The sequence below is a fragment of the Cyanobium sp. N5-Cardenillas genome (assembly GCF_024345515.1).
GTDB lineage: Bacteria > Cyanobacteriota > Cyanobacteriia > PCC-6307 > Cyanobiaceae > Cyanobium.
Map to the genome: position 1 here is coordinate 1 of NZ_JAGQBG010000026.1, position 19,267 is coordinate 19,267.

Here is a 19,267-nt window from a genome sequence, read left to right on the forward strand (position 1 = left end):
CTCGAGCAGCACCGTCAGATCCCCCATGCGGCGATCGAGCACCGCGCGCAGGCGCTCGAAGCGACGGGGCAGCAGCGGCATGGGCCTGGGAAAAACGCCATCATCGACCTTGCCAGCTTCACGGCCATGCCCAGGGTTGCTGCCGCCAAGGGGAATCCCTTCGACGACCGCGTCTACGCGATGGTGAACCGCATCCCCCACGGGCAGCTGGCCACCTACGGCCAGGTGGCCGAGCTGATCGGTGCCTACGGCTGCGCCCGCCAGGTGGGCTGGGCCCTGCGCCGCCTGCCCCTGCCCTCCCCGGTGCCCTGGCAGCGGGTGGTGAATGCCCAGGGGCGCATCGCCATGAGCCCCGCCCGTGAGGGCAGCGACTGGATGCAGCGCCAGCTGCTGCTGGCCGAGGGGATTGCCGTGGCCCCCGACGGCCGCCTGCCCCTGGCCCGGCACCGCTGGCGGCCCCCCCTGGAGCTGGTGCTGGCGGTCGAGCCCTCCTGTACAACGGAGTGAACCGTCCCGGGAGTCCGCCGATTCACGCCAGCGACACCGCCCCCGGCGACACCATCCCCGGCCTGGCCTCCCGGCAGCTGGCCTGGCAGGTGCTCCAGGCCGTAGCGGCCGGCGCCTACGCCGATGCGGCCCTGGAGCGTGAGCTGGCCTCCCTGGCCCGCGCCGGTGGCGGCCTGTCCCCGGCCGACCGCGCCCTGGCCACCGAGATCGCCTATGGGGCGATCCGCCAGCGGCTGCTGCTCGACGGCTGGATCGATGCCCTGGGCAAGGTGTCCGCCCAGCGCCAGCCCCCCGCCCTGCGCTGGATGCTGCACGTGGGGCTCTACCAGCTTCTGTTCAGCGATCGCGTGCCGGCGGCGGCGGCGGTGAGCACCACCGTGGCCCTGGCCAAGCGCGTCGGCCTGGGCCGCCTGGCGCCGGTGGTGAACGGGATGCTGCGCTCCCTGCTGCGGCGCCGGGAGCAACCGGCCGGCAGAGGCAGGCCGATGCCGCCGCCGCCCTGGCCCTGCGCCGCTCCCTGCCCCCCTGGCTCAGCGCCGAGCTGCTGGGCTGGCTGCCGCCCGAGCGGGCCGAAGCCTTTGCCCTGGCCTGCAACGCGGTGCCGGCCCTCGACCTGCGCGCCAACCCCCTGCGCACCAGCCGCGACGAGCTGCTGGCGCGCTTGGCGGCCGCCGGTGTGGCCGCCCGCGCCCTGCCCGGTGTGCCCCACGGCCTCACCCTGCTGGAGCGGGTCGGCGATCCCCGCGACCTGCCCGGCTACGCCGACGGGCTCTGGTGCGTGCAGGACCGCAGCGCCCAGGCCATCGCCCCCCTGCTGGAGGCCCAGCCGGGCCAGCGGATCCTCGATGCCTGCGCCGCCCCGGGCGGCAAGAGCACCCACCTGGCCGAGCTGATCGCCGACCAAGGCGAGGTGTGGGCGCTCGACCGCTCCGAAGCCCGCCTGCGGCGGCTGGATCGCAACGCCGAACGCCTCGGACTCACCTGCATCCGCTCCCTGGCGCTCGATGCCACCGCCCTCGCCGAAGCCAAGCCCCACTGGCAGGGCTCCTTTGATCGCGTTCTCCTCGATGCCCCCTGCTCCGGCCTGGGCACCCTGGCCCGCCACCCGGATGCCCGCTGGCGGATCACCCCGGACGCCATCGACGGCCTGGTGGGCCTGCAGCGCCAGCTCCTGGGGGCCATGCTGCCCCTGCTGGCCCCCGCTGGCCGGTTGGTCTACGCCACCTGCACCGTGGAACCACGGGAGAACGGCGCCCTGATCGCTGCGTTGCTGCAGTCCCATCCGGAGTGGTCGCTGCTGCAGGAGCGCCAGTGGTGGCCGGAACCCCCCGAGGCGGAACGGGGCGGTGGCGACGGCTTCTACGCGGCGGTGTTGCAGGCGCCCGGCGCGCCCGCCTAAGGCGGTGGCGGCGCGGCCACGGGGGGCGGTGGCGGCAGGGGGGCTGGCACGTCCGCCGGCGGGGGCGGTGCGGTTGTAGCCGCCCCATTGCTGGAGTCTGATGGGGGCTCCGGAACCGACGGCGAAGCCGGCGCCGTCGCTCCTTCGGGCGGTGGCCCCTCCCTGGAGGGCTCCCAGGCGGGGGGAGAGGTGCGACTGGGTTCCTGTTCCGGCGGCCACCAGCGCTGGCTGTCCCGATACCCGCCCGGCTCGGGCTGGGCGTCCCGTTCGGTGCTCTTTGGCTGGGGCACCGGCTTGAAGCTGCCGGTGAGCACGGGCTTGGGCGGGAACTTCTGCACCGGCATCCCCTTGGTCACCGGATCCATGAACGCTCGCCAGGCATAGGTGGCCAGGACGCTGGTGGTGCCTGTTCCCCGGTTGTTGTCGTACCCCAGCCAGACGCCGGTGGTGAGCTGGGGAATCGAACCGATGAACCACAGGTCCCGGGCCCCCTCGGAGGTGCCCGTCTTGCCGGCCACCGGCCGGTCGGCCAGGGCGGCGCCGCCGCCGGTGCCACCCTGCACCACCTGCTGCAGCATCCACACCATCGCGTCGGCGATGTCACTGCTCACCGCCCGGGTGCCGCGGGGGCCGTTGGCCCGGCGCGACCACAGCAGCTCCCCGTCCGGCCCGAAGATCTCCTCGAAGGGCAGCGGCTGGATGTACACGCCGCGGTTGACTAGGGCGGCGTAGGCCGCCGTCATGTCGAGCACCGTCTGGTCGTTGGAGCCGATCGCCATCGACAGATAGCGCCCAAGCTCCCGGTGGATGCCCAGGCTCTTGGCGGTGGCGATCACCGGGTCGTAGCCGAGCTTCTGCAGCAGCCCCACCGCCACGATGTTGAGCGAGTTCTGCAACGCCGTGGCCAGACTCACCCGGCCCATGTAGCGGTTGCCGAAGTTCTTGGGGCAGTAGCTGCCGAAACAACGGGCGGAATCGACAACAGTGTCCTCCGGTTTCATGCCCAGCTTCAGGGCCGTGAGGTAGATGAACAGCTTGAAGGTGGAGCCCGGTGAACGCAGCGCCTGGGAGGCCCGGTTGAACTGGGTTTTCTCAAAGTCGTTACCGCCCACCATGGCCCGCACCAGGCCGGTGCCCGGCTCCATGGCCACCAGGGCACCTTCCATGTCGCCGCTGGCGTAGTAGTCGATGGTTTTCTGGGCTTCGGCCTGCCAGGCCGAATTCAGGCCGCTGCGGATCGTCAGTCCCCCCACCTCCAGCTGCTCCTTGCTGAGCACCTTGGGCAGCTCCTGCTCCAGCCAGCTGGTGTACCAGGGGGCCGGGTTGTAGAAGAATTTCGGTTCGGCCGGCTTCAGCGCCAGGGGGGCGGCCTCGGCCCGCTGCAGCTGCTCATCGTCGATGAAACCCGCCTCCCGCATGCGGCCCAGCACGACCGAGCGCCGCCGCAGGGCCACCTCCGGATTCACCAGCGGTGAATACACCGACGGGGCAGGCGGCAGGCCGGCGATCAGGGCGGCTTCCGGCAGGGTGAGCTGGTCGGGGCGTTTGGAGAAGTAGATCCAGGCGGCATCGGAGACGCCGTAGGCGCTGGAGCCGAGGTACACGTAATTGAGGTACTGCTCGAGAATCTGCGCCTTGCTCAGCTGGCGCTCGATCTTCCCGGCCAGGGCCGCCTCCTTGAGCTTGCGCACGATCGTGCGGTCCTGGCTCAGGAACACGGTGCGGGCCAGCTGCTGGGTGATCGTGCTGGCCCCTTCCTCCACGGCGCCCTGCTGCAGGTTGCGCAGCAGGGCCCGGCTGATACCGAACAGATCGATGCCGTCGTGCTGGTAGAAGCGGCGGTCCTCGGCCGCCACGAAGGCACGCTGGATCAGCAGCGGCATCTTGCCCGCGGGCAGTTTCTCGCGGGTGGCCGGCCCCTTCTTGAGCACCACCTGGCCGTCGGAGGAAAGGATCGTGATCGTCCCGGGCCGGTTGAAACTGGTGATGCGGCCGGCGTCGGGCAGCAGTCCGTCGAGGCTGCGCACCAGGGTCGTCTGCCCCAGGGCCACCACTCCTCCGGCGGCGACCGCGGCCAGGGCCGGCCCGAGCAGCCGCCAGTTGGAACGGCGCCCTGGCCGGCTGGACGGTGGTTCGCCGGGTTGGCGGGGGCCGGTGGTGGCCGTGGACGGACCCACCCTGGTCATGGCAGGGTCAGGTCGCTGTGGCCGATCGCCAGGGCGGTCACGAGCATGCCCAGCACCAGGAACGGCTGCGCGCTGGCCTGATACTTCACATCGAAGGCGACGGGATCACGCAGCAGCCAGATGTCCTGGAAGGTGATCTGGGGAATGATCAGCAGCACCAGCAGCACGGCAGCGAAGTGCTGGCCGATGGCGATCAGCACGGCCACCATGGCCAGCTGGAAGAGATCGATCATGCCGGCACTGATCCAGCTGGCCCGCTGGATGCCGAACACCACCGGCAGCGATTGCAGACCCAGGGCCCGGTCGCCTTCGACGCTCTTGAAGTCGTTGACGACGGCGATCCCCAGCCCGGCCAGGCTGTAGGCCAGGGTCAGCAGGGCCGTGGCCCAGGTGAGCTGGCCGAACAGGGCCTGGCCGGCCCACCAGGGCAGGGCGATGTAGCTGGCGCCCAGGGCGTAGTTGCCCAGCCAGCCGTTCTGCTTCAGCTTCAGCGGGGGCGCCGAATAGATGTAGCTGACGAAGGACCCGCCCAGGGCCAGCAGCAGCAGCACCGGAGTGCCGTGGCCGGCCCAGACATCCAGGCCCCAGGCCACGGCCAGACCCGCCAGCAGCAGCACCACGATCTGCAGGCGCACCTGGCCCAGGGGAATGGCGCCGGAGGGAATCGGCCGGTAGGGCTCGTTGATCGCGTCGATGTCGCGGTCGTAGTAGTCGTTGATCGTCTGGGTGTAGCCCGCCAGCAGGGGACCGCTCATCAGCATGCAGGCCACCGAAGCCCCCACCTCCGGCAGGGTCCAGTGGAAGTTGCCGGAGGCGGCCGCCCCGCAGATCACCCCCCAGATCAGGGGGATCCAGGTGACGGGCTTCATCAGCTGCAGCCGGATCTTCCAGATGTTGGAGCTGCCACTGGCGCCCTTCATGCCGAGCAGCTGCCGGGCGCCACCGGAAACGCCTGGCGAACCGGCGCTGGATTCGGGGCTCTGGCTCATGGGTGGGCCGTCTCAGGCAGGGGTGATCTCATCATCGAAGAACCAGGTGGTGGTGCCACCGCCCAGCTCCACCACCACACCGATGCCCGTCCCGTCGGTGACGCGGAAATCCTTCACCGTGCCGGTTGCATCGGCCTTGAGGGCCGCCACCAGATCGGCAGGAATGCGATCGCGCACACGGGTGACCCGCACCTTCGAGCCGATGGTGATGCCAGCCTGGGCCATGTCCGGCGCGAGTAGAAAGTGGCGTAACACTAACAGTGAACCCGTGGTCGCCAAGCGGATCATCCCCTGCCTCGACGTGGCCGGCGGCAGGGTGGTGAAGGGCATCAACTTCGTCGGTCTGCGGGATGCCGGCGACCCGGTGGAACTGGCCTGCCGCTACAGCCTCTCCGGTGCCGACGAACTCGTCTTCCTCGACATCGCCGCCAGCCACCAGGGCCGCGCCACCCTCGTCGACATGGTGCAACGCACCGCCGAGGCGGTGACGATCCCCTTCACCGTCGGCGGGGGCATCGTCAGCGTCGAGGGCATCACTGAGCTGCTGCGGGCCGGTGCCGACAAGGTGAGCCTCAACTCCTCGGCGGTCCGCACCCCGGAGCTGGTGGCGGCCGGGGCCGATCGCTTCGGCTGCCAGTGCATCGTCGTGGCCATCGATGCCCGTCGCCGCCCCTGCCAGGGGGATGAACCGCCGGCCTGGGATGTCTTCGTCAAGGGGGGGCGCGAGAACACCGGCCTCGATGCGGTGGCCTGGGCCCGGCGCGTGGTGGCGCTCGGCGCCGGGGAGATCCTGCTCACCTCCATGGATGGAGACGGCACCCAGGCGGGATACGATCTGGCCCTCACCCGGGCGGTGGTCGAGGCCGTGGAGGTGCCTGTGATCGCCTCCGGAGGCGCCGGCTGCATCGACCACATCGCCGCCGCCCTCGTGGAGGCCGGGGCCTCGGCCGCCCTGCTGGCCTCCCTGCTCCATGACGGGGTGCTCACGGTGGAGGAGATCAAGCAGGATCTGCTGCGGCGGGGCCTGCCGCTGCGGCCCCTGCTGTCCCCGCTGCCCACGGCCTGAAGCGGCCGGGGCGACCCGATCGCGACAACGCCTTCACTCGCCGTAACATTAGGAAGACGTCTTTGGAACGTAGTGCATCGGTGAACGCCTTTCTGCTTCTGCCAACGCCCGTTTTCACGGCGATCGCGCTGGTGGTTGTGGTTGTGGTGATCGCCCTTGTGGCCTGGGCGCTGCAGCTGATGCAGGCCGCCACCGACCGGCGCGAATTCTCCCTGATGCTGGCCGGCTGCATGGTCTGCTCGGCGGCCGTGGGCCTGGCCACCGTGATGGTGCTGACCTTCACCAGCCCGGTCCGCCTCGAAGCCCGTGGCCTGGTCTCCCCCGAAGGTGAACCGGCCGGTGTCAGCCTCGATGCCATCGTGCTGCCCTGGGATGACTCCCTGATCCCCCGCCTTGGCAACAGTTGATCCAGGGCAGATCAGCGATCTGTTCGACACCATCGCCCCCCGCTACGACCAGCTGAACGATCTGCTCAGCCTGGGGCTGCACCGTCTCTGGAAGCGGCAGGCGCTGCTGGGGTTGCGCCCAAGGCCCGGCCAGCGTCTGCTGGATCTCTGCTGCGGCACCGGGGACCTGGCCCTGGTGCTGGCCTCCCGCGTCCGTCCCGGTGGCCTGGTGCTCGGCCTCGATGCGGCGGCCGCCCCGCTGGCGATCGCCCGCTGCCGCGCCGCCCGCCAGCCCTGGCTGCCGCTGCAGTGGCAGCAGGGCGATGCCCTGGCCACCGGCCTGGCCGACGGCTGGGCCGATGGGGCGGTGATGGCCTACGGCCTGCGCAACCTGGCCGATCCCGCCGCCGGCCTGGTGGAGCTGCGGCGTCTGCTGCGGCCGGGCGGGCGGGCGGTGGTGCTGGATTTCAACCGGCCCGATCCGGCGTCGGCCCCGGCGGCCTTCCAGCGTTTCTATCTGCGGCGCCTGGTGGTGCCGGCCGCCCGTGCCGTGGGCCTGCCGGAGCAGTACGCCTACCTCGAGGAGAGCCTGGCCCGCTTCCCCACCGCCCCCGCCCAGGAGGCGCTGGCCCGCTCCGCCGGTTTCGCCACGGCACGCCACCGCCCCCTGGCCGGCGGCCTGATGGGGCTGCTGGAACTGCAGGCCTGAGGCCCCCCTGGCGGCCTGGCCGCTTCGATCGCCGATCACCGATCTGGCAGCATCGAGCCACCCTTCCTGCCGTCCTGGCCAGAACCCGACCGGCGCACCATGCTTTTCCAGGACATCATCGCCAGCCTCAACCGGTTCTGGGCCGACCAGGGCTGCCTGATCCTGCAGCCCTACGACACCGAGAAGGGCGCCGGCACCATGAGCCCCCACACCGTGCTGCGGGCCATCGGCCCGGAGCCCTGGTCGGTGGCGTATCCCGAGCCCTGTCGGCGCCCCACCGACGGCCGCTACGGCGACAACCCCAACCGGGCCCAGCACTATTTCCAGTACCAGGTGCTGATCAAGCCCTCGCCCGATGCCATCCAGGAGACCTACCTGGCCTCCCTCGAAACCCTCGGCATCCACGCCGCCGACCACGACATCCGCTTCGTGGAGGACAACTGGGAGTCCCCCACTCTCGGCGCCTGGGGCGTGGGCTGGGAGGTGTGGCTCGACGGCATGGAGGTGACCCAGTTCACCTATTTCCAGCAGTGCGGCGGTCTCGACTGCCGGCCGGTGTCGATCGAGATCACCTACGGCCTGGAGCGGCTGGCGATGTACCTCCAGGACGTGGAGAGCATCTGGGACCTGCGCTGGAACGGCGAGCGCAGCTACGGCGACATCTGGCTGCCGTTCGAGAAGGGGCAGTGCACCTACAACTTCGAGGCCTCCAACCCCGAACGCCTGCTGCAGCTGTTTGCCCTGCATGAGGCCGAGGCGGCCGATCTGGTGGCGGCGGGGCTGCCGGCCCCGGCCCTCGACCACGTGCTCAAGTGCAGCCACACCTTCAACCTGCTCGAGGCCCGTGGCGTGATCTCGGTGACCGAGCGCACCGCCACCATCGGCCGCATCCGCCATCTGGCGCGCCAGGTGGCGGAGGCCTGGCTGGAGGAGCGCCGCGCCCTGGGTTTCCCCCTGCTGGACGCGCCGCCTGCGTGAAGCGCACCCTGCTGGTGGCGGTGCTGGTGGTCGGCGCCTTCCAGGCCGGCCGGCTCACCGAGCGGGCCATCTGGCCCTGCCGGCTGCGGCCCCTCGCCGCCCTGGTCGCCCCGCTACTGGGTCAGGAGCTGCCCAGCCCCCAGCTCTGCGAGCTGATGCTCAAGCTGCCGAGTTTCTGAGCGGCCTGGCCCCTGGTCTCAGGGCGCGGTGGCCACCGCCTTGCTCCTGGGAGCGCCGCCGAAGAAGAACTTCACGCCCACTTCGATGCCGTTCAGGTAGGAGGCGAAGCCGTTGGACTGGGCATCGCCGTTGTTCCATTGCAGGCCCATGTACCGCCAGGACAGGTTCAGATCGGTGTTGTCGCCGATGGCGTAGCCCAGGCCCACCTGGGCATTGCCACTGAGGTCCTGCTGGCCGGCCAGGCCGAAGCCCCCGACGTCGGCGCGGGCGAAGGCCCGCAGGCGCGGCGAGAGGAACACAGTGGCCTGGGTGCCCACCAGGGGTTGCACCCAGGTCCGCTGAAAGCTCCGGGCTGGCTCGAGCAGGGTGCGGCCGAAGGGGCCATCGAGGGTGGCGGCCAGATTCAGTTGGCCATCGATGAGTCGCACCCCGGCGTAGGGGATCACGGAGTAGGAGCCGGGCTTGCCGATGGCCGATTCCTGATCGCCGAACCGGTAGCGCAGGGCCAGGTCGTAGATCCCCAGCTTCTGGCCCACGTCGGCCGTGGTCGTGAACAGGTTGCGCTGACCCACCAGCCGGCTGGCCTGGTCCCCCAGGTTGATGTACCAGAGATCGCCCTGCAGGCCCAGCCGTCCCTTCTCGACGCTGCCGCGGGCCGAGGCGGCGAAGCGCAGCACGCTGAGGATCTCCCCCAGGTCCTGGTCCACCTCGGCCTCCTGGCCCCGGATGGTGACCGAGCCGGTGGAGCGCAGCGGCGCGAAGCCGTACAGCTCGACCGCGCCGCTCCAGAGGGGGGCGGAGGGGCTGGCCGGGGCCGACTCCCCAGGGGCCGGCTCTGCCTGGGCCATCTCGGGCGCGGCCGCCACCGCCGGGGCCCCTGGCGGCAGGCGCAGTTCCTGGCCGATCCAGGTGGCCTCAGGCGCACGCCCCGGTGCCGGTGCGGCCAGGGCGGCCGCCCCCAGGAGAGCAGGGGAAGCCAGGGCCAGGCCCGCCAGGATGGGACCCAGGCTGCTCGGACGGTTCTTCATGGGCGGGATCTTAAGCAGACTCGCCGGGACCGGCGGTCCCCGGGCGCGTCTCAGCGGTTGGCACCCTCTGCCCTGAGGCTCGTGCTGGGAGGTTCGCCGAAGAGGGCTCGGTAGTCGCGGGCGAAATGGCCCGCGTTCAGGAAGCCCCAGCGGGCGGCCAGTTCGGCGACCCGCTCCGCCTCCGGATCGGCGCTCAGCAGGGCCTGGCGCACGCCGTGCAGGCGACGGATCTTGAGGTAGGCCATCGGCCCCATGCCCAGGTGCTCCTGGAATCCCTGCAGCAGGCTGCGCCGACCGGCCGCGACCTGGCGGCAGAGCCCATCGAGGCTGATCGGTTCGAGGGGATGCTCCGCCATCCAGGCCTGGGCGGCCTTCACCAGCTCGATCCGAGCCGGCGGCCGGGCCAGCCGCCCGCCGTGGCCGGTGCGGTGCACCAGGGCCTCCACCAGCAGGGGCACCAGATCCCCGCACAGCCGCCGGCGGATCGCCGGATCCTCCATCAGGGCGGGAGACCGCTCGGCCAGGCGGAAGATCCGGCGCAGGCAGGCCTTCACCCTTTCGAAGCGCCGCGGATCGATCGCCTGCCAGTTGACTCCCGCCAGCGGCTCCTCCAGGCCCGGTGCGCCCAGCTCGTGCGCCCATTGCAGGAACGTCTCCCGATCCAGGCTCAGCAACGCCAGGCTGCAGCGTTCGGGGGTGGTGAGGTGGATCTCCCCCGCGGTGGCCAGGCCGAAGAACGCCGAGGCCGGCAGCTCCAGCCCGTGGGAGCGCATCACGGGCTGGCCAGGGTTCTCCTCCAGGTCAAGGGCGATCAGCTGACGGCCTTTGGGTTTCGGCCCACCCCCGTGGAGGGGGCGATCGAAGCGCAGGCGCAGGACCTGGAGCGCACCGAGGTCGAGCGGCAGGAGCTCGCCGCGGAGACCTCCGCCGGCGAGCTGGGTGAGTTGCACGGGCAGGAGGCCGCTGAGCACCTCTTCCAGGCGCGCGATGTCGGGGATGGAGCGGCAGAGGGGAGCAGCGGATCCGCACTTATTGAGTGTTCGGATCGCTCGGCTCTGTGCATCCTTTAGGGGCGTGTTCCCCGAAGGCGTGGCGTCCGTCACGTGACAACGGGGGACCTGATCCCTCTTCCTACCCCACTTCCTCACCCGCCGGGTGTTCCCCGCCATGCCAAACGGCCAGCCCAACATCCTCATCCTCTGGGGCGATGACATCGGCCAGAGCAACCTCAGCTGCTACAGCGACGGCCTGATGGGGTACCAGACCCCGAACATCGACCGGGTCGCCAGGGAGGGCGGCCGCTTCATCCATTACTACGCCGAGCAGAGCTGCACCGCCGGGCGGGCGGCCTTCATCTCCGGCCAGAGCGTGTTCCGCACCGGCCTGAGCAAGGTGGGACTGCCGGGTGCCGAACTGGGTTACCGCGCCGAGGATCCCACCATCGCCGAACTGCTCCAGCCCCTGGGCTACCGCACCGGCCAGTTCGGCAAGAACCACTTCGGCGACCGCGACGAGCATCTGCCGACGATGCACGGTTTCGACGAATTCTTCGGTAACCTCTACCACCTCAACGCCGAGGAGGAGCCGGAACTGCGCGACTACCCCAAGGAGGACGATCCCGAGTTCCCCAACTTCCGCAAGCGCTTCGCCCCCCGCGGTGTCCTGCATTGCTGGGCCAACGGAGACGGCACCCAGCGGATCGAGAACACCGGGCCGCTCACCCGCAAGCGGATGGAGACCGCAGATGATGAATTCATGGCTGAAGCGAAGCGCTTCATCCGCGATGCGGTGGCCTCTGGAGAGCCCTTCTTCGTGTGGTTCAACACCACCCACATGCACGTCCGCACCTCTGCGCGTCCCCAGGACATCGGCCGCAGCGGGCGCTGGCAGTCGGAGTATCACGATGTGATGATCTATCACGATGAGTGCATCGGCGAGATGCTCGACCTGCTCGATGAGCTGGGCGTCACCGATGACACGATCGTGATGTATGGCACCGACAACGGCCCGCACATGAACAGCTGGCCCGACGCCGGCATGACTCCGTTCCGCAGCGAGAAAAACACCAACTGGGAGGGTGCCTTCCGGGTACCGGCCCTGGTGCGCTGGCCCGGACGGATCGCTCCGGGGACCATCTTCACCGGCATTGTCAGCCACCTCGACTGGTTGCCCACCCTGGTGGCGGCAGCGGGTGATCCGGACATCAAGGACAAGCTGAAGGCCGGCCATTCAGTGGGCAGCAAGACCTTCAAGGTGCACCTCGATGGCTACAACATGCTCGACTACTGGACGGGGCAGTCCGAGAAGAGCCCGCGTCGGGAATTCTTCTACTTCTCCGACGACGGCGATCTCACCGGTCTGCGCTACGACAACTGGAAGTTCGTGTTCGCTGAGCAGCGTGAGCAGGGCACCTGCCAGATCTGGGCGGAGCCCTTCGTGCAGCTGCGGGTGCCGAAGATCTTCAACCTGCTCACCGATCCCTACGAGCGGGCCGACATCACCTCCAACACCTACTGGGACTGGATGTTCGACCACATCTTCATGCTGGTACCAGCCCAGTCCTTCGTGGCCGAGTTTCTGGCCACGTTCCTGCAGTTCCCGCCACGCCAGAAAGCGGCCAGCTTCTCGATGGAGCAGGTGCTCGAGAAGCTGGAGGCCAGCATCGGCCAGTCCTCCTGAGCCGTCATGGTGACAGCGACGGTTCGCGGGCGCTCTCCGGGGCGCCCTCCGGCGCGGGACATGGTCTGGGTCCCCGCCGGCAGCTTCCTGATGGGCTCCGACCACCACTACCCGGAGGAGGCCCCGGCCCACCGGGTGGCGGTGGCGGGGTTCTGGATCGACCGCGCCCCGGTCACCAACGCCCAGTTCCAGAAGTTCGTCAAGGCCACGGGGCACATCACCCTGGCGGAACGGCCGGCCGATCCGGCCGACTATCCCGGAGCCCTGCCGGAGCTGCTGGCCCCGGCCTCGATCGTGTTCGTGCCGCCGCCCGGGCCCATCGGCACCGGTGACCCTTACCGCTGGTGGCAGTACCTGCCGGGCGCCTGCTGGCGCCACCCCGAAGGACCCGGCAGCTCCATCCGAGCGCGGGAGCACCATCCCGTGGTGCATGTGGCCTACGCGGACGCGGCGGCCTACGCCGCCTGGGCCGGCAAGCAGCTGCCCGGCGAGGCCGAGTGGGAGCGGGCCGCCCGTGGCGGCCGGGAGGAGGGTGAGTTCGCCTGGGGGGACGAGCTGCACCCCGGTGGTCGGCCCATGGCCAACACCTTCCAGGGGGACTTCCCGCACCACAACAACCTGCTCGACGGCTGGGAGCGCACCTCGCCGGTGGGGGCCTTCCCCCCGAACGGGTACGGCCTGCTCGACATGATCGGCAACGTCTGGGAGTGGACCGACGACTGGTACGGCGGCCATGCCGCCACGGGCGACAAACCCGACGGGTGTTGCCGGCAGGCCAGCATCGATCCGGGCTCCCAGCACGGGAACCAGCCGCGCAAGGTGGTGAAGGGCGGCTCCTTTCTGTGCGCCCCCAGCTACTGCCGCCGCTACCGGCCCGCCGCCCGCATGGCCCAGGGGATCGACACCTCCACCTGCCACATGGGCTTCCGCTGCATCGTGAGGAGCTGAGCCATGCCGGAGTTTCCCCTGGTGGAGTGGCTCGAGCGGTTCGCCGTCGGCCTGCGCTTCGTGCTTGAAGGTGTGTCGCTGGTGTGCGTGGCGATGGGGTTCGCGGCCACGCTGCTCCAGGCCGTGCGCCAGCGGCTGGGCCCCGGCCGCCTCCGCCGCGAAGCCGTCAGCCGGCGCTTCAACAGCCTCCGCCTCACCTTCGGCAGCTGGCTGTCGATGGCCCTGGAGTTCCAGCTGGCCGCCGATATCGTCGCCACCACCACGGCCCCCTCCAACCAGAACCTGATTCAGCTGGGCGTCATCGCCGTGATCCGCACCTTCCTCAACGTCTTCCTGGGCCGGGAAGTGGAACTGGAACTGAAGTTCGAGGAGGCCCAGCGCCAGCAGCGTCAGCAGCGTTCCACCACCGAGACCCTTTCCCCCTAGATGGCCAACCTCAACAACGAACTGGCCAAGGAGCGCAACAGGGCGGCCGCTGAACGCACGTTGATGGCCTGGATCCGCACCTGCCTCTCGCTGATCAGCTTCGGCTTCGGCCTCGACAAGATCATCGGGGCGATCAACAGCAGCCGCTTCGATCGCAGTGCCCATGCCGGCCTGAGTGTGCGGCTGGTGTCCATGGGATTCATTCTGGTCGGAATCCTGGCGATGGCGGCGGCCACCCGCCAGCACCTGCGCACACTCAAGCTGATCCGGCGTGACGACTTTCTCTATGCCGATCAGCGTTCGATCAGCACCCTGACGGCCATCGCACTCACCCTCATCGGTGTTGTCGCGTTTGCGCTGCTGGTGATGGGTTCCCCTCTCGGTTGACTGCCATGCCCCAAGCCGCCTCCCTTCTTGTCACGGCCACGATTGTCACCCTGATGTTCAGCCTCGGTCTGGGCCTGAAGCAGTACCCGTTCCGGCTGCTCAGGGACCGCCCCGCCTTTCTCTGGCGCGTGATGCTCGGCACCTGCCTGCTGGTGCCCCTGGCCGGGCTGGCGCTGGTGCTGCTGCCCCTGCATGGCCTGCTGAGCCGCCCGGCCTGGGTGGCCATGGGCCTGATGCTGGCCTGTCCCAGCGCCCCTTTGATCCTGTTCCGGGTGCGCAGCAGTGGCGGCACGGCCGAACTCGCAGCGCGGCTGCAGATTGCGGCGGCGCTGCTGGCCATCGTCACGATTCCGCTGCTGGAGGTGATCTTTCGCACCGGCGCCGGACTGCGCGGCTGGGAGATGGTGGAGTGGGGAATCACCCCGGCCCAGGTGGCGGGCCAGGTGCTGAAGGTGCAGGTGCTGCCGGTGATCGCCGGCATCCTGTTGGGCCAATGGAAGCCGCAGCTGGCCCAGCGCTGCAGCAAGGCCCTGGGCAGCCTGGCCACGGTGCTGCTGCTGCTGATGATGGTGGCGCTGTTGGTGCTCAGCGGCAAGCAGCTGCTGCCCTTCCTGCAGCAGAATCTGGTGGGCCTGGCGGCCATGGCCGTCCTCACCGGGCTCAGCCTGGCGATCGGCTACGGGCTGGCCGGCGCGGACCCGCTGGAGCGACGCACCGTGGCCCTGGTGACGGGCATGCGCAACACGGGCCTGGCGGCCCAGCTGGCCCTGACCTACGGCAAAGGCCTGCCCGATCTGGTTCCAGGGATCCTCTCCTACGTGCTGATCACGGTGATCGTCACCACCCTGTTCCTGAAATGGCAGCAGGGGCAGCTGGCCCCCTCCGGGCAGCCCTCTGGCTGATCATCCTTTCGGGTCGCCGGTCCTGGGCACGGTGCTTCTGTTGCCGTTGCGGATGGCGTGGTAGCCGGGCGAGAGGATCTCCACATCGGCGGCGGCGAACTGGTCCTGGAGCGCCGCCAGCACCTCGGAAAGGGTCTGGCGGTAGGTGCCCGGCTCGCGCACGAAGGCGGTGAGTTCGTAACTGATGTGGAAGTCGTTGAGGGAGGTCTGCAGCACGAACGGCTCGATCTCATCGGTGATCCCTGCCACGCTGCCGGCCGCCGCCAGCATCAGCTTGTGCACCCGGCGCCAGGGCACGTCGTAGCCGATGGTGATCGTGGTGGCCAGCGCCACCGGTTGCCGGATCTCCCGCCGCGAGAAGCTGAAGTTCACCACCGAGGCGCCGATCACGCTGGCATTGGGAATGCTCACCAGTTCGTTGCGGGGCGTCTGGAGGCGGGTCACCAGCAGGGCCCGGTCCTGCACCACCCCCACCACCCCGTTGATCTCCACCCGGTCGCCCTCCCGGAAGGCCCGGGTGTAGATGAGCATCAGTCCGCTGATGATGTTGCTGGCCACGGCGCTCGAACCCAGGGCCGCCAGGGCGCCGATGAACAGCCCGGCCCCCTGGAACACCTTGCTGTCGGAACCGGGGATGTAGGGAAACGCCACCGCCAGACCCGCCAGGCAGAGCAGGATCGTCACCAGTCGGGCGGTGGGCAGGGCCCATTCCTGGTAGAAGCCGGGGATGTGGATGCGTCCGTTGTCGATGGCCCGGAACCAGGCCCGGCTGGCACGAATGACCAGCATGGTGATCACGAGGATCACCCCGATCGAGAGCAGGTTCGGAATCGCCTGCACCACCCCGCCCAGGAAGGACAGCAGCAGGTCCCGGATCTGGCCCCGCAGCCCTTCGGCGATGCCCTGGGTGGGCGGGAACAGACCCAGCAGCAGGGGAATCAGCAGGTAGCTGATCAGCAGGATCAGGCTCCAGTGGACCAGCTGCCGCAGGCGCTGCATCCCATCGCGCACCTGGTCGGGCTCGACGAAGCCGCCGAGTCCCAGCCGGCTCAGCCGTTGCAGGACGAAGCGCTGACGCTGGGCGATCTGCTGACGGATCCGTTCGTTGAGGATCCCCTGGCCCCGAAGCCAGAGGATGTAGATCCCCAGCACCAGGGCCGCCAGGGCCGTTCCCTTCATCCAGGCGCTGAAGGTGTGGGTGCCGCGGTAGTAGGTGATCGCCCGCCGCAGCCCATCCCGGTAGCGCAGCGCCAGCTGCTGTCGCGTCACCCCGAAGCAGGCTGCTGCCCGATCGCCCACGGCCATCTCCGCCGTGAAGCGGCCGTCCGGCTCCCGGAACCCGACGAGGGAGAAGGGGGGGTCCTCCTTCACCACGAGCAGATTCGGATCGAAGCTGCGATCCTGCGCCAGTACGAGCAGCCGGGCGTTGCCGCGCCGCACATAGTCGTCCACCTGCTGGGCCGCCGGTGCCCGGCGGATCTCCAGAAACCGGCGTCCATCGAGGCCGATGAAGCCGGGCTTGACCGCGCATCCCTGCCTGGATTCCGCCGGGGTGGCGTCCTCGACGGCCAGGGCGGGACGGGCTGGATCCAGGCCCGGGCCCAGGCCCAGGCCAAGTCCGAGGGTGAGCAGGAGCGCCAGCAGGCCGATCCGGCGTGCGAGCGGCCATGGTCGCCACTGGATCCTGTGCCGCTGCATCACCGATCCCCAGGATCTGCCAGGCGGATTCTCCCTTGGCGCCAGCCCGGGTGTCGATGGCTGTGGGGGCCTATGGCCACCGGCGGGAAACCTGGAGCATGCTCCGTTCCCCCCTGCTGCCGCTGCTGCTGCTGCTCCTTGTGCTGGTGCAGGCCCAGCTGCGGCCGCTCCAGCCCGCCGCCGGGGATCCCCTGCGGCTGCTTGCCGGTGGGGAGGGGCCCCAGCCGGCGATCCTGAGGGGACATCTCGTGAGTGACCCGGTGGCCATGGCGGCTTCCGGGGCCGCCCCCGCCGGCCAGGCCGGTCCATGCCGGGTGCTGCTGCAGACGGCGGGGGGCCGCAGCGAGTTGAGCTTCCCCGCCTGCCCGGTGTTGCGTGAGGGCTGGGACGTGCGGGTGAGGGGCCAGCTGCGGCGCCCCCGCCCGGCCCCCCATCCGCTGCTGGCCGGGCCGGCCGAGCGCCTGGCCCGCCAGGGCAGCTGGACCCGCCTGACGGTGGAGCAGCTGGAGGTGCTGCGCCGGCCCGCCACGCCGATCGCCGACCTGCGCCGCAGCATCGCCGCCCGGTTCGTGGCCGCGGCGGGTCCGGAACGGGGCGGCCTGCTGGCGGCCCTGGTGCTGGGCAGTGCCGTGGTGCCCCTGCCGGCGGAGCTGCGCGCCGACTTCCGCGTTGCCGGCCTCTCCCATGCCCTGGCCGCTTCGGGATTCCACCTCAGCGTCCTGCTGGGGGCGGTGCTGGCCATCGGCCGGGGCCTCGGCCGATGGCCGCGACTGGCCCTGGGCGGTGGTGCCATTGCCCTGTTCCTGATGCTGGCCGGGGCCCAGCCTTCAGTGGTGCGGGCGGTGCTGATGGGGGCCATCGCCCTGGTGCTGCTCGAGAGCGGCCGGCGGGCCCGCCCCCTCGGACTGCTGGGCCTGAGCCTGGCGGGGATGCTGCTGCTGCGGCCGGCCTGGCTGCACGATGTGGGCTTCCAGCTGAGCGCCGCCGCCACCGCCGGCCTGGTGCTGACGGCCAGGCCCCTGGAGCAGGCCCTGGCCCAGCGGCTGCCTGGGTTGGGCTGGCTGGCGCCCGCCCTGGCGGTGCCGGTGGCGGCCAGCCTCTGGACCCTGCCGCTGCAACTGCTTCACTTCGGTGTGGTGCCCCTCTATGCCGTGCCGGCCAACCTGCTGGCGGCCCCGCTGCTCACGCCCCTCACCCTCGGGGCCATGGCCCTGGCGCTGGTGGCCGTGCTGTTGCCGGCCCTGCTGGCGCCGTTGCTGCTGCCCCTCGGCTGGCTGGCCGCGTTACTGCTCCAGCTGGCCCACGCCGTCGCCCGCCTTCCCCTGGCCCAGTGGCAGAGCGGCCGGCCCCTGCCCCTGCTGGTGCTGCTGTTCACGCTGGCCCTGCTGGGCCTGGTGCTGCCAGGGCTGGGCCGACGCCGGCGGCTGCTGGCCGCCGGCCTGGGGGTCGGGGTGCTGGCGGCGCATCTGGTGCTGCTGGGCGGTGACCAGCTGCTGCTGGTGCACCAGGGGGAGGGGGGGCCGGCCCGCGACCTGGTGCTGGCCCGGCACCGCGGCCGCGCCGCCCTGGTCAGCACCCGCGCCGATGGCTTCAGCTGCCGCCAGGCCGCCCAGCTGGCCCTGGGGCTCGGGGTGGCCCGCTTCGACTGGGCCCTGCTGCTGGATCCGGTGGCGGGCGCCGATCCGGCCTGCTGGAGCCGTCTGGCGGCCCGGGTGGTGGCCTACGGCGATGGGGCGGCCCCTCTGGCGGCAGGCCAGCGGCTGGCGAGCCGGGGGCTGGCGGTGGAGGCTCTGGCGATGGACAGCCACGCCCTGCGCCTGCAGCTGGGCCGTCAGCGCTGGCTGCTGCTGCCGGATCGGCAGTCGCTGGCCAGCTGGCGTTCGGGCCATCCGGCCGCCTCCTCGGAGACGGCCGCGGAATCCGTGTGGCTGGGCTTCCGCCCCCGGGCCGATGAATCCCGTGTCCTGCTGGCCCATGGGCCGCGGCAGCTGTGGCTCAGTGGGCCTGGCCCCGCCGGTGCTCCCCTGCCGCAGGGGTGGCGGGCCAGTGGGCCGAACGGCGCGCTGACGGCTCCGTAGGATGCGCGCTGGCCTAAGGGCCTGGAGAGGTGGCTGAGTGGTCGAAAGCGAACGACTCGAAATCGTTTGAAGGGAAACCTTCCGTGGGTTCGAATCCCACCCTCTCCGTTGGGTGCGTCAGGAATGGAACAGCAGCACCAGGCCCGCTTTCACCTGGTGAAACTCCCGCTCCTCCCGGCTCAGGTCCAGGCCCACCTGCAGCCCCTCCCGGAGCGCCACGTCGAACGGCGGGGCCGGTGGTGGTTTGCCGTCGCACCAGAGCGCCGCAATGCCCACCGAGGTGGCATGCCACCGGAAGCAGGCGGTCTCGCCGATGGAAGGCTCCTGCAGGGCGTCTTCGAGGAGCTCGCGGATCGCCATCGTGTCCCGGCTCTCGCCATCCCAGTCGTCGCCTTAGCTTCGGCAGGGAGTTCCGTCTGGGCAATCGGCTGAGAGTTTTCGTGATACTGGCGCCTTACGGTGCCTGGCATGGAGGCCTTCCCCACCCCAGTCGCCCTGGTGCACGAGTGGTTCACCCCCCGGTCCGTGGGTGGCTCCGAGCAGGTGGTGGCCGAACTCGACCGGCTTCTGGCGGCATTGGGAGCACCGCCCGACCTTTACGCGCTGGTGGATGGGGAGAGCGGCCGGCCCGGGAGCTGGCTCAGGGGGCGCAGGGTCCGGACCAGCTTCATCCAGCGGCTGCCCTGGGGGGTGAGCCACGTCCAGCAGTACCTGCCGCTGC

The 19,267-nt window shown here is 70.4% G+C and carries 19 protein-coding genes, 1 tRNA gene and 3 pseudogenes; 15 read left to right on the plus strand and 8 right to left on the minus strand.

The window, feature by feature from the left end:
• A pseudogene (locus tag KBZ04_RS03715) lies at positions 1–81 on the minus strand (RNA methyltransferase); the annotation flags it as partial.
• A gap of 45 nt (positions 82–126) precedes the next feature.
• Here KBZ04_RS03715 and KBZ04_RS03720 point away from each other — a divergent pair.
• Entirely contained in the window at positions 127–507 is a 381-nt protein-coding gene (locus KBZ04_RS03720) for an MGMT family protein (protein WP_254990559.1), read from the plus strand.
• A gap of 20 nt (positions 508–527) precedes the next feature.
• Positions 528–1,906 (plus strand): annotated as a pseudogene (locus tag KBZ04_RS03725) (16S rRNA (cytosine(967)-C(5))-methyltransferase).
• On the opposite strand, the gene KBZ04_RS03730 reads toward KBZ04_RS03725, so the two are convergent.
• From KBZ04_RS03730 to KBZ04_RS03740, 3 genes are read right to left on the minus strand one after another with little or no spacing between them, the layout of a single operon-like run.
• Positions 1,903–4,092, minus strand: coding sequence for a transglycosylase domain-containing protein (locus KBZ04_RS03730; RefSeq protein ID WP_254990560.1), 2,190 nt, complete (start codon positions 4,090–4,092; stop codon positions 1,903–1,905). The pseudogene KBZ04_RS03725 and the gene KBZ04_RS03730 overlap by 4 nt on opposite strands.
• Positions 4,089–5,081 (minus strand): chlorophyll synthase ChlG, encoded by a 993-nt coding sequence (gene chlG, locus KBZ04_RS03735; protein ID WP_254990561.1) that lies wholly within the window; start codon positions 5,079–5,081, stop codon positions 4,089–4,091. The genes KBZ04_RS03730 and chlG overlap by 4 nt, the downstream gene beginning before the upstream one ends.
• A 12-nt stretch (positions 5,082–5,093) precedes the next feature.
• Positions 5,094–5,306 (minus strand): DUF2862 domain-containing protein, encoded by a 213-nt coding sequence (locus KBZ04_RS03740; protein WP_254990562.1) that lies wholly within the window; start codon positions 5,304–5,306, stop codon positions 5,094–5,096.
• Positions 5,307–5,349: 43 nt separating this feature from the next.
• Here KBZ04_RS03740 and hisF point away from each other — a divergent pair, with 43 nt between their 5' ends.
• From hisF to KBZ04_RS03765, 5 genes are all read left to right on the plus strand, one after another.
• Positions 5,350–6,147 carry an imidazole glycerol phosphate synthase subunit HisF gene (gene hisF, locus KBZ04_RS03745; protein ID WP_254990563.1) on the plus strand — a complete coding sequence of 266 codons (798 nt, stop codon included), beginning with the start codon at positions 5,350–5,352 and terminating at the stop codon, positions 6,145–6,147.
• A gap of 80 nt (positions 6,148–6,227) precedes the next feature.
• Positions 6,228–6,554: a hypothetical protein gene (locus KBZ04_RS03750; RefSeq protein ID WP_254990564.1), complete on the plus strand. Its 327-nt coding sequence runs from the start codon at positions 6,228–6,230 to the stop codon at positions 6,552–6,554.
• Positions 6,541–7,242 (plus strand): bifunctional demethylmenaquinone methyltransferase/2-methoxy-6-polyprenyl-1,4-benzoquinol methylase UbiE, encoded by a 702-nt coding sequence (gene ubiE, locus KBZ04_RS03755; RefSeq protein ID WP_254990565.1) that lies wholly within the window; start codon positions 6,541–6,543, stop codon positions 7,240–7,242. Before KBZ04_RS03750 ends, ubiE begins: the two co-directional genes overlap by 14 nt.
• Positions 7,243–7,341: 99 nt before the next feature.
• Positions 7,342–8,220, plus strand: coding sequence for a glycine--tRNA ligase subunit alpha (glyQ, locus tag KBZ04_RS03760; RefSeq protein ID WP_254990566.1), 879 nt, complete (start codon positions 7,342–7,344; stop codon positions 8,218–8,220).
• A complete protein-coding gene (locus tag KBZ04_RS03765) occupies positions 8,217–8,399 on the plus strand; it encodes a hypothetical protein (protein WP_254963777.1) in 183 nt (60 codons plus the stop codon). Before glyQ ends, KBZ04_RS03765 begins: the two co-directional genes overlap by 4 nt.
• A gap of 18 nt (positions 8,400–8,417) precedes the next feature.
• Here the strand turns inward: KBZ04_RS03765 and KBZ04_RS14180 are convergent, their stop codons facing one another.
• On the minus strand, positions 8,418–9,428 hold the full coding sequence (locus tag KBZ04_RS14180) for a hypothetical protein (protein WP_261350858.1): 1,011 nt from the start codon (positions 9,426–9,428) through the stop codon (positions 8,418–8,420).
• Positions 9,429–9,478: 50 nt separating this feature from the next.
• Positions 9,479–10,399, minus strand: a complete 921-nt coding sequence (locus KBZ04_RS14185; RefSeq protein WP_315860045.1) for a helix-turn-helix domain-containing protein — start codon at positions 10,397–10,399, stop codon at positions 9,479–9,481.
• A gap of 196 nt (positions 10,400–10,595) precedes the next feature.
• Here KBZ04_RS14185 and KBZ04_RS03780 point away from each other — a divergent pair, with 196 nt between their 5' ends.
• Genes KBZ04_RS03780 through KBZ04_RS03800 form a run of 5 tightly spaced genes read left to right on the plus strand, consistent with a single transcriptional unit; the run spans position 10,596 to position 14,770 of the window.
• Entirely contained in the window at positions 10,596–12,107 is a 1,512-nt protein-coding gene (locus KBZ04_RS03780; RefSeq protein ID WP_254990567.1) for an arylsulfatase, read from the plus strand.
• Positions 12,108–12,167: 60 nt separating this feature from the next.
• Positions 12,168–13,055 carry a formylglycine-generating enzyme family protein gene (locus KBZ04_RS03785; RefSeq protein WP_254990569.1) on the plus strand — a complete coding sequence of 296 codons (888 nt, stop codon included), beginning with the start codon at positions 12,168–12,170 and terminating at the stop codon, positions 13,053–13,055.
• A gap of 3 nt (positions 13,056–13,058) precedes the next feature.
• Positions 13,059–13,481 carry a DUF1622 domain-containing protein gene (locus tag KBZ04_RS03790; protein WP_254990570.1) on the plus strand — a complete coding sequence of 141 codons (423 nt, stop codon included), beginning with the start codon at positions 13,059–13,061 and terminating at the stop codon, positions 13,479–13,481.
• Complete coding sequence (locus KBZ04_RS03795; protein WP_254990571.1) at positions 13,482–13,868, plus strand: YidH family protein; 387 nt, start codon at positions 13,482–13,484, stop codon at positions 13,866–13,868. It begins immediately after the preceding gene.
• Positions 13,869–13,873: 5 nt separating this feature from the next.
• On the plus strand, positions 13,874–14,770 hold the full coding sequence (locus KBZ04_RS03800; protein ID WP_254990572.1) for a bile acid:sodium symporter family protein: 897 nt from the start codon (positions 13,874–13,876) through the stop codon (positions 14,768–14,770).
• Here the strand turns inward: KBZ04_RS03800 and KBZ04_RS03805 are convergent, their stop codons facing one another.
• Positions 14,771–16,468 carry a mechanosensitive ion channel family protein gene (locus KBZ04_RS03805; protein ID WP_254990574.1) on the minus strand — a complete coding sequence of 566 codons (1,698 nt, stop codon included), beginning with the start codon at positions 16,466–16,468 and terminating at the stop codon, positions 14,771–14,773.
• Between the two features lie 98 nt (positions 16,469–16,566).
• Here KBZ04_RS03805 and KBZ04_RS03810 point away from each other — a divergent pair, with 98 nt between their 5' ends.
• Positions 16,567–18,546 carry a ComEC/Rec2 family competence protein gene (locus tag KBZ04_RS03810; protein WP_254990575.1) on the plus strand — a complete coding sequence of 660 codons (1,980 nt, stop codon included), beginning with the start codon at positions 16,567–16,569 and terminating at the stop codon, positions 18,544–18,546.
• 23 nt (positions 18,547–18,569) lie between these two features.
• Positions 18,570–18,654, plus strand: a tRNA-Ser gene (locus tag KBZ04_RS03815).
• A 9-nt stretch (positions 18,655–18,663) separates the two neighbouring features.
• Here KBZ04_RS03815 and KBZ04_RS03820 read toward each other — a convergent pair.
• Positions 18,664–18,906, minus strand: coding sequence for a hypothetical protein (locus KBZ04_RS03820; RefSeq protein ID WP_254990576.1), 243 nt, complete (start codon positions 18,904–18,906; stop codon positions 18,664–18,666).
• A 108-nt stretch (positions 18,907–19,014) separates the two neighbouring features.
• On the opposite strand from KBZ04_RS03820, the pseudogene KBZ04_RS03825 reads away from it, so the two are divergent.
• Positions 19,015–19,267: pseudogene (locus KBZ04_RS03825) on the plus strand (glycosyltransferase family 4 protein); the annotation flags it as partial.